8 protein-coding genes are annotated in these 15,841 nt (G+C 47.3%); all 8 read right to left on the reverse strand.

The features are described from left to right. Positions 1–81: 81 nt before the first annotated feature. Positions 82–8,358: a GLUG motif-containing protein gene (locus ACZMB2_RS05850; protein ID WP_487595949.1), complete on the reverse strand. Its 8,277-nt coding sequence runs from the start codon at positions 8,356–8,358 to the stop codon at positions 82–84. 496 nt (positions 8,359–8,854) lie between these two features. Further along, positions 8,855–9,805, reverse strand: coding sequence for a TIM barrel protein (locus tag ACZMB2_RS05855; RefSeq protein WP_308459502.1), 951 nt, complete (start codon positions 9,803–9,805; stop codon positions 8,855–8,857). 20 nt (positions 9,806–9,825) lie between these two features. Next, complete coding sequence (locus ACZMB2_RS05860) at positions 9,826–10,341, reverse strand: DUF4430 domain-containing protein (protein WP_118771159.1); 516 nt, start codon at positions 10,339–10,341, stop codon at positions 9,826–9,828. Then, positions 10,326–11,159 (reverse strand): ECF transporter S component, encoded by an 834-nt coding sequence (locus ACZMB2_RS05865; RefSeq protein WP_487595950.1) that lies wholly within the window; start codon positions 11,157–11,159, stop codon positions 10,326–10,328. Before ACZMB2_RS05865 ends, ACZMB2_RS05860 begins: the two co-directional genes overlap by 16 nt. Then, positions 11,141–12,796, reverse strand: coding sequence for an ABC transporter ATP-binding protein (locus ACZMB2_RS05870; RefSeq protein ID WP_487595951.1), 1,656 nt, complete (start codon positions 12,794–12,796; stop codon positions 11,141–11,143). Before ACZMB2_RS05870 ends, ACZMB2_RS05865 begins: the two co-directional genes overlap by 19 nt. Continuing rightward, complete coding sequence (locus tag ACZMB2_RS05875) at positions 12,769–13,644, reverse strand: energy-coupling factor transporter transmembrane component T (RefSeq protein ID WP_308459505.1); 876 nt, start codon at positions 13,642–13,644, stop codon at positions 12,769–12,771. The genes ACZMB2_RS05870 and ACZMB2_RS05875 overlap by 28 nt, the downstream gene beginning before the upstream one ends. Before the next feature lie 88 nt (positions 13,645–13,732). Continuing rightward, positions 13,733–15,343, reverse strand: a complete 1,611-nt coding sequence (locus ACZMB2_RS05880; protein WP_487595952.1) for a cell wall hydrolase — start codon at positions 15,341–15,343, stop codon at positions 13,733–13,735. A 3-nt stretch (positions 15,344–15,346) separates the two neighbouring features. After that, positions 15,347–15,841: a tRNA (uridine(34)/cytosine(34)/5-carboxymethylaminomethyluridine(34)-2'-O)-methyltransferase TrmL gene (gene trmL / locus ACZMB2_RS05885; protein WP_118771154.1), complete on the reverse strand. Its 495-nt coding sequence runs from the start codon at positions 15,839–15,841 to the stop codon at positions 15,347–15,349.

The raw sequence follows: 15,841 nt of genomic DNA on the forward strand, positions 1-15,841 counted from the left end.
ACAAAGGAAAAATTACCTTTATAATCAGATTCACAACAAAAATATCGCGGACACCAATTGGCATCCGCGATATTTTTGTCACTACTTATTTCTCTTGATCATCTCCTGTACTGCCTGGCTTGCATCCAGTACATTGACCTTGCGGTCATTGTTCACATCTGCATTCAGGAATTTTTCCATGGTAGCCATGTCAAAATTCTCATACATAGCATTGTACATATTGTAGATGAGCTGGACATCATTGATACTCACTGTTCCAGTACCGTTCACGTCATAGTCATATGCAAGGGTCTGCTTTGTTCCTGCAGCTTCCTGTACCTTACCAGCTGCTTCTGCCTCTACTTCACTCTGGCTCTTATCAGAGATCAGCAGATATGCATATGCCTGGTAGTTCGTGGACCAGTACATGCTGTGCGTGTCATAGGTCAGGATATTTCCATCGTCCACTGCACCAGAAGCCGTTACCAACCAGATCGCCTTCTCGTCTCCCAGATCCAGATACTTGCTGACCGTCTGTGTAATAATACCTTTCCGCTCAGCGGTAACGTTCAGTTCTTCACCAGTCACTTTCGAAGCCGGGATCTTGTAGGTCTTGCCGTCTGCCTCCGGAATCAGGACTGTTCCGTCTTCCAGCTTCAGGATGTATTCATACACATCCGTTGCTGTCATCTCAAAGATAAATTCCTGATTTTTCATGGCCAGCTGAGTTGTTCCGCCGGTCACGTTACCAGAGCCATTGCCTGTGAAGTTGATCTTTGTTCTGGTAGACATGTCTACCTCTTTGCTCACAGTGATCTGGATATCACCAGTCACATTGATTCCTGCGATGGTATAGGTCTTCTGGTCTGCATCCATACTTACCGGGCAGTCTTCCCCATTTTTCTTCACGGTCACAAGGTAGGTGTAACCATATTTCTTATCTACCGTAAAGGTGTAATCCTGAAGATAAGTAGCCGATCCTGCTGCTGTCAGATCTTCTTTTCCGGTTCCATCTGTGGTTATCGTATAGGTCTTCGGTGTTCTGGTGGCTGTCACATTCAGATCGCCGGTTACATTGCCGATGTTGTAATAAATCTCTCCATTGGTATCCGTCTTCTTCTCAGCCGTCACGTTCTGTCCATTCATCTGAGCCGTGATCTCATAATCATAATGCTGGTCGTTCAGATTGATCCGGTAATCCGTTCCGTCTTTTACCGTGGAGTCACCATGGATCTCTCCTACCAGAGTCACTTTATGGATATTTTCCACCGTCACTTTACAGGAATCATTCAGAATCTGTGCATTCGGAGCATCTGCGGTGGTGGCATGTTCGCTCTTATCGATCTTTGCTGCTGTGACAGTGATATTACTCTCACCTGCTGCATTTCCGGTAAATGTCAATAAGATACTATCGATGCCAACGGTACGGTCTTCTCCATAGCCAGTGATCCTCAGTGTTCCAGATCCATCGTCTGTCACCTTCAGATTGGAAACATTGGCATCATTGATTCCCTTATAAGTCAGTACCGCAGGATCATAGGTCACTGTCAGATCATACGCATTGTAAGTGGTCTCATCCTTACTCTTAACTGTGATCACTGCCTGTACATCATCTCCAATCGGAAGGCTTGCACTGCCTCCTGATACAGAGAGTGCATATCCTTGATCCGGAAGCTGCTCTGCCCCTGGCTGTACCATCACTTTACAGATGGCCGGAGCACTCACATCCGTTCCTTCCACCATCAGATACTGGGTTCCTGCATCTGGGAATCTGCAGATAATGCTTCCATCATCTCTTGTCGTACCCATCTCGGTCCACTGCTCTTTTGGTAATGACGGGTCTGTTGTATAGTACACCTTTGCACCGGCAACCGTCATATCTGTCGGCTCACCTGTGTTCATATTCGCCCAGCCACGGCGAAGCACTACTTTCCTGGGTTCGCTTGCTGTCATCTCCATCTGCTCTGCTGCCGTACCGTCTGTCAAAGTGAAATACGGGAATCCGGCATTGGCATCTTTGTAGAAATTCTGATTACTGTACATGGCAACATCAATTACATCACCATCTTCCAGGGTCATATAATCTGCCGTAGCACCCATACCCGGCTTCATCAGCGGATACTGATGATTCAGGAAATAGGTCAGGTTTTCACCGTGTCCCCAGAATTTCTGGAAATACATATGACTGAATCCACCTGTAACTGTCATTGCAGAAGAATTGTTCGTCACTCTTGATCCATCACTCAGATAATATTTTTCCAGCATCTGGATCATCAGATGCAGTACAGTCGGCTGCTCCACCGGTGCGCCATTTTCAGTTATCATATACTTCTGCAGATCATATGCAGAGAGGTCAAAATATTCCACATCCACCGGAACCATTGCAAGTAATGTGCTGTCTGCATCATTTCCAGTTACATACTTTCCATCAAGTGAAAGTGAAAAATACACGGTCTTTTTGTTCTGTTCTCCAGTTGACGGACGAATCAGTGTCCAGTGCGCATAGAGAACGGTATCTGCCTTGAATTTCGTCTCAGTTGTAATGGCTTCTCCACCATCTTTTTCTGTAAACCAGCCGTCAAACTTATAATTCCATCGATATGGAGTCGGAAGTTCATTGAGAGAACCATTCACTGCTACATTCACATTTGTGATATCACAGTCGCCGCCGTTCGCATCAAATGTAACCTGGAATCCATCTACTTCCCATGTCAGGATCGGATATCCGTTGTTCTTATTCTGCGTGTCTTTTGTATAACAGGTCACATATGCATCCGCATTCAGTTCCGATACGAAGGACTCTTTCTTCATATCCTCTGCGCTCCGCATCTTCGCACCATTTGCCTGATATGCCGCAGAGAGCGGTCCCTGATAGAAGCTTCCCTTCTTGATCGTGATATAATCATCTCCGCCAAAGCTTCCCACTGCGCCGCCGCAATGCATACCACTACTTACTGTTCCCACATTATAACAGCCCAGCGGCATGGATGCCACATAGACATTACCTGCGATTCCACCGATATAATCTGCTCCGCTGACAGCTCCTGTATTGTAAGAACCAATCAGTTCCGCATAATTCTGATGTTCTCCGACAATTCCTCCAACCTGTTCTGCCTTATCATTTCCAACTGTTCCTGTATTACGGCAATAACGGATATTTCCATAAGAGTTCGCTCCGGCGATTCCACCGATCAACTCTTTTCCACTAACTGCCGCCGTATTGCTGCAGCGCTCCACATTGTTATGGAGACCCACACAGCCCACGATTCCTCCAACCTGGATATTGCCGCTGACACTTCCTGAAAAGCTGCAGTCTGTGATGCTTGAAGCTTTCTCTACATCTTCCATAGCACCGGCAATTCCACCGGTCTGGGATCCATCACCGGTAACTGTGACAGTACCTGACAGATTCAGGCTCTTAACTTTTCCTCCGCCTGCGATCAATCCGAAGAATCCGGTCTCATCTTTCGCAGATGTGATCTTCAGATTCGTAATATGTTTTCCATTGCCATCAAAGGTACCTGCATATGCATGACCACTACGGCCAATGGGATACCAGTTGTCTGTAGTAAGTTTAATATCGTTCAGCAGCTTACCGCTGATCGCCGTATTGCCTCCATTCACCTCGCTGGCAAACCAATGCAGTTCCTTCTCAGTCCCGATCATGTAGACACCGCCTACATTGGCAGGCTCAGTGCACTGAGCACTTTCCCACATATCTGCATCTGCTGCTGTGGTGACTGTCTTTGTGGAGGCCTCGAGCATACCTGCCACTTGATCGCTGGTAACGCGCACAGTCAGGACTTTACCCTGATCTGCCGCTGTCACGGTATAAGTCTCGCCGGTCGCTCCTTCGATCGGGGTCTTGCCCTCCTGATACCACTGATATTTTACAGGTACGCTGTCAGAAGATTTGAATACTGCTGTCAGTGTTCTTCCGACTACCGGTGCTCCTTCGATCTTCAGAGAACCAGTCAGACCTTTCACTGCACTTTCTGTCTCTGCCTTCAGCACTCCTGATGCATCTGCACAGAGTGCTTTGACCCGAAGCTTTCTTCCTGCCATATTCTGCGGAATCTTGTACTCCGGTTTCTCTGTGATCGCCAGAACTACATCATCGTTTTCACCATAGCTGTAGTACCAGATATAGATCAGACCAGTCTGATCTCCGGTGTACTGAGCAGTCACTGTCGCCTCTACTTCAGCAGTTCCATTGATGGAAAGGGTTCCGCTGATGGCTTCTTTACTGCCAAGACGTGTGAGCACCTCGGTCATCTGATTTTTTGCCTGGGCAAGTTCTGATTCAGAGCTTACCTGATTGTCGGTCGGATAACCGTCATCTTCAAAGTCTCCGCCGGTCACATCTCCGATGTTGTACAGATTGCTCTTCTCAGCTTTCGTAACATTCAGTCCGAGGGTACCGCCTACACAGCCGCCCATGCTTTCCACACTGCCACTGTTGTACAGCTTGTCAACTTTTCCGTTATTACGTCCTACACAACCACCGGCGTAACTGCGCATGGTGGCGTCTGTATTGATAATATGACCGCTATTTGCCACATTTTCGATCAATGCTGCGGCAAAATTTTCTCCATATCCATCATTATTTCCAGCGATGCCGCCCGCCATATATCCGGTTGCACGGATCATACCTGTATTGATGCAGCCGGAGATCTTTGCTGTACTGTTCTTCGATGCTGTGTTCTCTCCAGCAATTCCACCCACATACTGGGCACCGCTGACTGCACCCTGGTTGGTACAGCTGGTAATGATTCCGTTATTTTCTCCGGTAATACCGGCTGTATAATTTCCACCAGTTACTGCTGCATCAGCAATACAGTTCTCAATGGTTCCCTGATTCTGAGACGCAATGGCTGCTGCACAGTCTCCGCTGATCACTTTTCCGGTTACTTTCAGGTTCTTGATCGTACCTTTATTCCATGCAAAGAGACCTGCTTCACCATTGGTCTTGCAGTACAGGTTCTTCACTGTATAGCCTGCACCGTCAAGGATTCCGGCAAATGCGCTGTCCGACGTGGTTCCGCCGATCGGTGTCCATGCCTGATGATTCAGATCCACATCAATCTTCAACACACCTTGGATGTTTGTTGTCGCCTTTGCTGTATCTGCAAACCACTTCAGTTCAGCCGCTGTGGAGATCTGGTAGATGCCATTCTCCTGTGCAGGCTGTGTGGCTGTATGACCATCCCAGCCAGCCGGATCTACGACCGGCTGATCCGGATCCGGTTCGTCGCTTCCTGCCTGCCACTTGAGGATCGGATAGCCCTGATTACTATTCTCGCTGTCTTCTGCAAACTTGTCTCCCAGAGTGTCTGCCAGTGCTTTTAGCTCTTCTGCTGTCTTCGGTTTTGCATCACCGGTCTGGATAGTACAGCTGTTAAGATTTCCTACCGTATTTAACTCACTCTGTAGAACGAAGACCTGATCTAAAGTCTTCTGTCCACTTGCCCATTCCAGCTTTCCTGCCACACTTCCTGCATTTGCCGCTGATGGCATGATGCTGGTGTAAGCATTTTTTATAACTCCTGAACGGAAATTTCCGGTCAGACCACCCGCCACACCGGTAGTAGCAGTTACGGTACCTGTATTGTAACAGTCACTGATAGTTCCACCATTATAAAGGTCGCCCACAAGTCCGCCAACGAGAGAAGCTCCTTTCACGGATCCGCTGTTATAGCATTCGGTCATGGCAGTCGTCTTGTTGGACTGAACTCTTCCCGTCACACCACCAGCTCTATTTGCTGTTGCTGTAACAGTGCCTGCATTGGAAGATGCTGTAATTGAGTTATCTACAGAACCTGCTACACCTCCAACATAATTGCTTCCCGTAACGGTTACACTGTCCGTCACATGGCAGTTCTCTATGTCATAGGCATTACCTGCAATCGCTCCTACATTATTTCCACGATAAGATCCGGACGCCTCGATCTTACTGTCCGTTATCGTAAGGTTGCTGATCTTACTGTCCGTTCCGGCATATCCGAACAATCCTACATAATTCGATGTATAACCTGATCCGGTCATAGAAACATAGAGACCGGAAATGGTATGTCCATCACCGTCAAATGTACCCATATATTTAGCAGATGAATCATAGCTCTTATACCATCCAATGGGCGTCCATTTATAAAGTTCGGTTGCTCCTGCATTCACATCTTCATTGATCGTAATATCAGCCGTCAGCACTGCGGAGTCCGTCATCTTGGCATGTTCATCAAACCACATGAGTTCATCCGGGGAACCGATGAGATATGCTCCGCTTTCATTCTTCTGCGGCTCCGTATAATTCTCTCCGTCCCATGCAGTCTGCACCTCCAGTGTATATGCCTGGATCTGTACTGCCTGATTCTCTACGGTAAAGCTGTTCTTGACAGATTTATACCCGGAACAGGAGATGACATAATTATAAGTTCCTGCCGGAAGTGCGTAGCTTCCATCTGCCTGTGCCTGCAGATTCTCACCCGGCCACTCCTGACAGGTCACTGTGATCACCGGTGTGATCTCTTTGCCATCAGCCGCAGTAATATTACCAAATGTCACCTTCTGCTTTGCAAGCTCTGTCATGGTGATACTCTGTGCATCCGCTGCTTTATCGCCAGTCACCGAGAAGCTGCCTGTCTTCTCTTCATATCCAAACGCTTTCAATGTATAGCTGTAAGGATTACCGGATTTGGGCAGGCGGTAGGTCCGTCCATCTGCCTCCGGAGTCCGTCCAGCCACCGTCAGTTCCGCATCTGCAGGAACCGTCGTAAATACCACATCATAGAGTGCTTCTTTTAATGCGACTGTAATTGTCTGTCCACCATAAGCAACGGTAAAGCTGCCGGTCTCAGTCTGACATTCAGGAGCTGACACTTCATATGTATAGGTACCATTTTTCAGTGCGTAGCTTCCATCCTCTTTCGGAGAGATCTCTGTATCGTTCTGTTTAACTGTAAGCTTTGCATCCTTTGGAGTGACATCAAATGTTACCGTATATTCTGCATCCGGATCCTGCCATCCGAGGATCGGATAGTTGTCCGTCTGAGAAATATAAGAACCACCCAGCAGACTTGCCATGTTAGATGCTTTTAACTCATCTGCCGTCTTCGCAGTGATGCCTGACGCATCTGCATTGGCGCCATCGCCGTTCAGACCATCTGCGGATAAATAGTAGCAGTTTTGGGCCGTGATGAGATTGGTTTTCATTCCTGAATAACTGTTCCCAGAGCTGCTTCCTACTACACCACCCGAAACAATGTCTGCAATTGTAGATTTATTTACAATTGTTCCTGCATTATAACAATTGGTCAGTATACTCCCACTATTGGAAGCGGAACAAGGATCTCCAACAACACCTCCAACTCCTTTTGTTGCTGTATCACTAAATGTACTGGCTGGTGTCAGGCTCTCTACTTTTCCCCAATTATAACAATCTGTTATCTTCGTATTGGATGACGCACAGCCTCCTGCAATACCTCCCAGGGAATAGATACCCGTCACATCACCAGTATTAAAGCAGGACTGAACTGTACCAGCCGCACTTCCTACCACACCTCCGGTACGTTTGAGAGTACTGGTAATCTTTCCTGTATTTCCACTGCGTTCAATAGAAGAGGAACTGTTAATTGCACCTGCGATACCTCCCACGCAATAGTTATATCCACCTGGCTTACCAGTTTCCACAATCTCTGCACTGTTTATACAATTCTCTATCACTGTATTATTGGCTGCTCCAACAATGCCTCCCACATAATCTCCTGCACCGCTGACTGCTCCCTGATTCGTACAGCCACTGATACTGCTTCCTGTCGTACTTGTATATCCGACAATTCCTGCAATATTTCCTTTCTGTGTTGCCGTAACCGTTGCCTGATTCACACAGTTCTCTATGGTGACCGGAGATCCATAACCCACGATACCTGCCGCATATGCGGAAGATTTGGTTGATGTGGTCACACTTCCGGCCACCGTCAGGTCTTTGATCTCTCCGCCTTTTACATAGCCAAACAATCCCTGATAAGCAGTAGTGGCATTGATAGAAAGACCGGAGATCGTATGACCGTCACCATCAAAAGTACCGCCATATGTCACATAGTCATTATAAGTATTGGTTGCTTTGCCGATTGGCTCCCAGTCGCCTTCCAGATTGCTTAAATCAATATCCTTTGTCAGTTTCGCACACAGCGTGGATGTTGACTTCTTCTTTGATGCATTGACCTCATTTCTGAAATCCACCAGATCCTGTGCGGTGGCGATCAGATACGGATCATCTTTGGTTCCGCTTCCACTGGATGCCGGACTTGCCTGTACCGTTGCCGGCATAAGACTCAGCACCATCAGCAGTACCAAAAACATAGATGTAATACGCTTTTTCATCTCTTCCTCCTTGTTATATAGATTTCTGTCTCCCATTTATGTAATGGCACAAAAAAAGGATGCAAGTAAGTCTCCTTACCTGCACCCGTCTTATCGTGCTCTTAAAGAATATATAATTGTTATTCCAATGTTCCGCAGCAGATGTCTGAGTCACATGGTGCGAACATTTTACAAATTACTTTCCCATGTCCGTAACATGCTTACAGCGTCGTAACCCCCCCCCCCGATTCTCACGGGATTCTCCTTTACCTGCTCTGTTAATACGCAGACTGCAAATCATTGTTATCAATATAACACATTCAGCCTGTGCAATCAAGAGGCTGAATTCTTTTTAATTGGACAATCAGAAAGAAAAAACTACATGCTCTTAACCAGCGAAATGGAAGCCAGACCCGTGTATGTCTGGACAAAAGAACATATCGAAGCACATTTCCTTAAGCCCTGTATTTACTGGGTTTGGCGGGTTTTTTATATCCATTTAGCTGCAAAAGTCAGGTTATAGCACATTCTTATTTTTTTGACAATCCATTAACAAAATTTTTCCCTGATCCAAATATTTTCCCAGTTCTTCCCTGCTCCTTGTAATATATTCATAGGTCACATATAACGGCTGTATCCGCTGTACCATGGCAGGTACCCCTTCTGCAGTAAAAGGTTCATGCTTATCAATTTTGAAAATATGTTCATATACCTTGCAGAACCGTTCCGACGGATCTTCCGGCAGTTCATGGCGGGTACTCAGCCACTCTTTGACATAATCTCCCGTCAGGGACTGCTGCAGATGAATACCTTTGATATATGAAACCAGATCTCCATGCGCATCCAGCATCTGGTTCAAATAGTCCACGCCTTCTTCCTGAGTCTTCAGATCCAGATTGGTGTGCAGGAAATGTCCTGTATCCAGCATAAATCCTTTCTTCTCATAATGTACCCGTTCCAACAGATAACGGGTATCTTCCGGTGAAAGGAAGTTAAGTCCCGGCCACCATAAGTTCTCCATGAGAAACCAGAAGTCGTAATCCTGTCCCTCCAGAAGTTCATTGATAAAGGATGCCGCTGCTGTCAACACTTCCCGGTCTTCATGCTGCATGACGTATGTAAATCCTTCCTCGTCATTGACCTGCACCACATGAAAAACCACATACTCTGCTCCCATCCATTTCGCATAGTCCAGATCCTTCCGGTAATGGCGGATCAATTCTTCCCGGTCTTTGTCCATCCAGTCTCCCAGGCAGCAGCAATGCACGCCTCGCACCATGGACGACCGAATCAGGCTACACTCTTCCGGTGGTATGGGGTGTTCCAGATCTGCCGGATCATAATTGTCTAACGGCATGACCTCCAGTCCGTCACACCCATGGCTTTTATAAAAGCTCTTCAGATCATCTGCAGAAAAAAATCTGCATACATCGTCATAAGACGTTGTTATGTTCATCTGAAATTTCACTGCGCCTTCCACCTTTCCTGTTACTCATGCGTATCCATCCACTCCTGTGCTCCCGGCATATCTGCATCGAGATCCAGGCCCAGATCACAGGTATAATCCCAGCGGACCACATCTCCATCGGCCAGCTTGCACTTGCCACATCCCATATTCTGGTATTCACCATTGACGCTATACATCCAGCCACTCCAACGGCCTCCGTCAAATTCATACAGGTTTCCGATTCCTTCAATGTACTCTGTCCCTTTGCCCCCATTATATTCCATCTGAATACCTTCCTCATCACGGATTTTACAGAGCAGGTCAAAAACAGTGTCTCCTTCCTGTACTTCCACTTCCGTATCCGGCAGGATCACCCCATCTTCCGGCAGAATGCCTTTCCATTTCTTCTGTTCACAAAGTCCTTTTGCTACTGCGTTATCGCAGCGAATGGATATTTGAACCCTATAAGTCTCTCCGCTGTTTCCTCCATATCCGCATCCCGTCATGAGAAAGCAAAGCAAAACTGCCAGCAACAGCTGTTTTATTTTTTTCCCCATACATACTCCTCTCCATCCAGACCAAACTTGCGTTTGATTCTACTTAACTTTCTCACCCAAGGTTCCGCCGCCACCCAGAGCACTAATGCCGTACAGATACCATGGCTGATATCAAACCATGCGCTGGACAGATAAGAAGCAGCCACTGCCTGCAGACTGAACGGACGCACATACCCCAGAATATACTGGAGGTTCATAATCCAGCCGTACAAAACGCTGAAGAGAAATCCAGCCACGCACAGCAATATCGGCTTTTTTCTCTTTCCTTCTTCATCAGTAGCCGCCTGTCCCACCGTTCCAAAGATTCCGGTCCGGTACAAGGTTCCGGTCAAAAATCCCACGATTCCCCAGCTAAACATCTGCCAGGGCGTCCAGGGTCCCTGTCCAAAAAGGAAATTGCTCAAAAGAGCTGCCAGCGCTCCGGTCAGATACCCCGCCTCCGGACCAAAGGCAATCCCCGTAATCATGACAATCGCTGTCACTGGCTTAAAATTTGGCAGCGGCACAATGGAAAATGCCGTCCTCCCCACCACACACATGGCGGCCATCAGCGCAATGGGCACCAGGTCCCTGGCTTGGGCTTTTCTGCGGTCAAACATCAGATAAAATGGTAACAGAGATAATACCAGAAATACCGCTGCCATCAGAAGGTCTGAATTCTGAATCAATGTATCTTGCAGATTCCATTCCTTAGGATCATGAAGTCGCGGCCTATGTTCCATAAACCAGCTGTAGAACACCAGAAGCAGTGGAAGCAGAAAGGTAATTCCCCATGCGGCAATTCTGCTTCTCTTTTTCCTTATTCTGCATTCTGACATGCTGCGATCACCTCCCCGCAGGTAATGACTTTTTCAATCCGATCCCCGGCAATCAATCCGGCTGCCGTCGTATAAAATCGGTTGCCAGAGAAAAACCCATGAGGTTCATCTTCCGATATGAGTTGTCCGTCAAATAAAAGTCCACACCGGTCTGCATAGGATGCTGCAAATTCCAGATCATGAGTCACCATAAGAATGGACAATTTCTGATCCGCAAGCTTTCTGAGCATTTCCGCCAGCGACTGCTTCAGATACGCATCCAGTCCTTTGGTAGGTTCGTCCATGAGAAGAATATCGGCCCGCTGCAAAAGCAGCTTTCCTACCGCTGCCCGCTGCATCTCCCCACCGCTTAAATCATAGGGATGAGAAAACTTCTTTCCATCCAGTTCCAGAAAAGCTGCCATCTCTTCTGCTTTCTGTCTAGCAGCCTCCTCCTTCCAGCCTGCCACCGCACTTTCCAGAAATTCCTCCCAGACCGTATCATAGTGAAATAATGCCTGGGGACTCTGAGGCAGCATGGCGAGCCGCATGCCTTCTGAAGTCTTTACTTTTCCCCTCTGCGGACGTAATAATCCGGCAGCCAACTTCAGAAAAGTACTTTTTCCGGCTCCATTGCCGCCCAGCAGTGTAAATATTTCGCCTTTTTTTAACTGAAAATCCATGCTGCGCAGAATATCCGGCGCATTTTTCTCATAACGGAACCAAAGTTCCTTTGCTTCTATGACATTTTGCTCTGTGTTATCTTTTTTCTCTTTCTCCAATGTTCTGATCACATACTGACCGTCTGTCCGTAACTCTGCAAGGGCATTTCTCGCATCCCGGATATTCAGCGGAAGTTTTTTCCCCTCCGGGTATATGCCCTGCTTTCTCAATTCACCGAAGATTCGCACCGCCCCCGGGAGTCCGTAGTAGATTCTGGAGCTGTCCGGATCCTGCTGTAAATGTTCTGCAATCCGTTCCGGTGTATCTTTCCACAGTATTTTTCCTCTTTTCATTAACAGGATCTGATCTGCGGTCTGAAACACCTCTTCCAGCCGATGCTCACAGATCAGCACCGCCACCCCCAGTTCCCGGTTAATCCGCCGTACCATTCCCAATAAGTTCGCCGCCGCCAGCGGATCCAGCATACTGGTCGGTTCATCCAGAATCAGCACCTCCGGATCCATGGCCATAACCGCCGCCAGATTCAGCATCTGTTTCTGGCCACCTGACAACTGACAGGTCTTCTTGTGAAACCATTCTTCCATTCCAAAGAAACTTGCCATCTCACTGACCCGCCGTCTGATATCCTGCACCGGAAGTGCCATATTTTCCAGTCCAAATGCCAGCTCATGCCATACATAGTCTGTGACAATCTGATTATCCGGATTCTGCTGCACGAATCCTATTTTAAATGCACTTTGTTCCGCATTAAGCTGCTGCACTGGTTTATCTTTATAATATACCGTACCTTCTCCCTGTCCGACAGGTCGAAGCTCTGATTTTGTCATTCTGAGGAGCGTGGTCTTTCCGCAGCCCGACTCTCCGCATACAACCACATATTCTCCCTTTTCTATTGAAAAAGAAAGCGCCTCTAATGCGTTCGTTTCCGCATCCGGATAACGGAAGCTTACAGATTCAAATCGTAAGAGCGCCATAACAATTCCTCCTTCCATTCCATCAGTCCCGGCAGCCACATGAATGCCATAAATACCAGATAAAATAAAATATCCCCTGCACCATTCACAATGCTGTCCATTCTTGGATAAAATTCCATGGTTCCATAGCCAAGACAACGCCCCGCAATGCAGCTTCCTCCTAAAAGCAATAAAAGCAGCATAAATTTTCGGTCTCCGGATTCAAACCGGAACAGATGAAAGGTTGTCCTTCTCCGAAGCCCATATCCTCTGGCTTTCATAGAATCTACCTGCTCCACCGTATTCTCCAGGCTCCATCCCAATAGTGTTGATACATGACGGATGGCCTTTCGTATCTTTTCCATATGCCCCGGTTTATCCGGATACAGCATCTCCTGTCCTTCCCGGATCTGCTGCAACTCCTGTTCCAGCTTCGGCACCAGATTCAGTGCCATGGAAATCAATAATGCAGTTCCAGGTGCCGCCTTTCCAAACAGATAGAGAAATTTATCACTGGTGATCACTTCCTGATAACATCCAAACCATAAAATCAGCGCAGCCAAAGACAGTCCCGCCGTGATTCCATAACACAACGCTTCCAGAGTCACCCATTGGTTCATGATTTTCACAAGTCTTGTCACACCTCTGTGATTCAAAAGCGGGTTTGCAAATGCAATCAGCAAAAGCATTGGCAAAAGATAGCGAAGGCGTTTCCATACCTTTCCTCCTTCCGTACAATGCAGAAAAAAAACTGCTCCGGCTAAAGCTTCCACCATGGCAACGGGGGTCTGGCAGACCAGTACCAGAATGATAGCTATTGCAAAATAGGAAAAACTGCAGATCGGATGAAGATTTTTAAAACCGCTCATACTTCTTTTTCTCCTTTTTCTTAAAAATAAAAAAGGAAACAGCAGCTGTTTCCCCATTACAGCCGTGTTTCCTGAAAATATAGATTTTTTAATTATCCGATGTCGGCGGAGATGACGTCTTTTCCTCTGTTTCGGAAGAAGTACTGCTGTCATCCGGTGTCTGCGTCTCTGTTGAAACACTTCCAGAATTGTCTGGTGTCTCGGTTGAAGTGTTTCCGGAATTATCCGGTTCAGGTTCAGGCGAAGGTGTCGGAGTCGGTGTTACATCTGGGGTTTTATTATCCGAATCTTTCTCTGAAGAATCATCTTTCTTGGTATCATCATCTTCTATATCTTCGCTTTCATCCTCATCGTCGTCATCGTCATCATTTGACGTATTATTATTGCTGGAGGAACCTGTTGTATAACTGGTCCAGTAATAATAGAAAATATGGTCTTTAATAATCCAGTAGGGCACACCGCCATTCTGCAGGTTCGTTACCAGAGATGGTACCGGTGCCCAGGTACGGAAGAACAAGGACTCTCCCACGTTGCTGGTTCCATTCACTACCGCCCGTGCCGCATTCCAGCAGGACTGGGTGACAATGTTCGGAATATCATCATCCTGCTCCGCTTTCAGCACCAGATCAAAACGCCCTGAACCCACCGGTTCGAATTGTTTCGACTGGCGAAGCACCCCTTCCAGCGTATTAGGAAATCGTGAGCTTCGGATCCGGTTCATAATGACATAACCCACTGCCAGCTGGCCGTCCGTTCCCTGATTGCCCGCCTCACAGTAAATAATTGTGGCAAGCATCATGATCTCATAATCACTCAAGGAAACACTTCCACCGGAGATTCCTGAATCTGCCTGTTGAATATTGCCAGAGGTGTTCATGGATGCTGCCGCCTGCTGTGCTGCCCTGATACGAGCCGCTGCCTCTTCCTGAGCCGCTTTGGCAATCAACTGATTGAGGAGATCCGTCTTTTCCTTAATGAACTCTGCCATGTCCGTGATCTCGCCCTCTTTCTGGGCAAGGAGTTTCTCATATTCACTCAGTTTGGAACCTGTAGCTGCCTGCTGGTCTGCCACCTGCTGTTTCTTCTTCTCAGTCTCTGTCTTCAAAAGTTCCAGCGCATCCTGCTCATCCTGCAATTTTGCATACTGGTCATCCAGATCCGCTTTGGACACTTTATAATTTTCCAGCATATTCCGGTCGTACTGATTGACGCTGACCGTATATTCCACCTGGTTCAGAAGTCCGGTAAGACCACCCGTAAGAGCCGCCGTGATAATGCTCTGTATGGCAGTCTGATCATTTTCATACATGTACTGGATACGGGTTTTCATATCCTCGTACTGCTTGTCCAGATCCGCCTGCGCCTCTTCGATCCGCCCCTCCATGGAGCTGACCTGGCTCTCCTTATCTGTAATCTGCTGATCCAGTTCTGCCACCTGCTCATTCAGGCTTTTAGACTGATTATCCAGCTCCTTCAGATAATTTTCCATCTCGGACTTGGCGTTATTCAGTTTATTCTGTTCCTGCTCCGTCTTTTTCTTCTCTTCCTCTGCTTCGCTTTTCTCCTGCTTGACCTTGTCAATCTTGTCCTGCGTATCCTTGCTGGCCGCCAGTGCGGTGCAAGAAGAAAAGCCAAGGCAAAGCGCCAGCGTGAGACAAAGCAGTCTTCCCGCCAGACTCTTCCGTTTCTTTCCCGTCATTTCTTAATCCCAGTCGTATTTCGTAAGTGTTCCTGTCATCTGCATGTTCGCAAAATTCTGCTGCCGCAGCGCTTCATAAAGCACAATCGCTACGGAATTAGACAGATTCAGCGAACGAATACTTGGATTCATGGGAATACGGATGGAATTCTCCTTATTCTCATGAAGAATTTCTTCCGGGATTCCCGCACTTTCTTTTCCGAACATAATGTAACAGTCCGGCTCAAAATGAGCCTCTGTATAGACATTGGGGCCTTTTGTAGTCGCCATATAGATCTTCGCCCCTGGATTTCGGTTCAGAAAATCCTCATAATCCATATACGTAGTCACATCCAGGTCTTTCCAGTAATCCATACCGGCACGACGCAGATGTTTTTCGCTTAATTTGAACCCAAGCGGTTCAATCAGGTGAAGCCTTGTCCCGGTTGCCACGCAGGTTCTGCCGATATTTCCGGTATTGGCCGGAATCTCCGGCTCGTAAAGTACAATATTCAGCAT

The organism is Hominiventricola sp. (assembly GCF_057604405.1).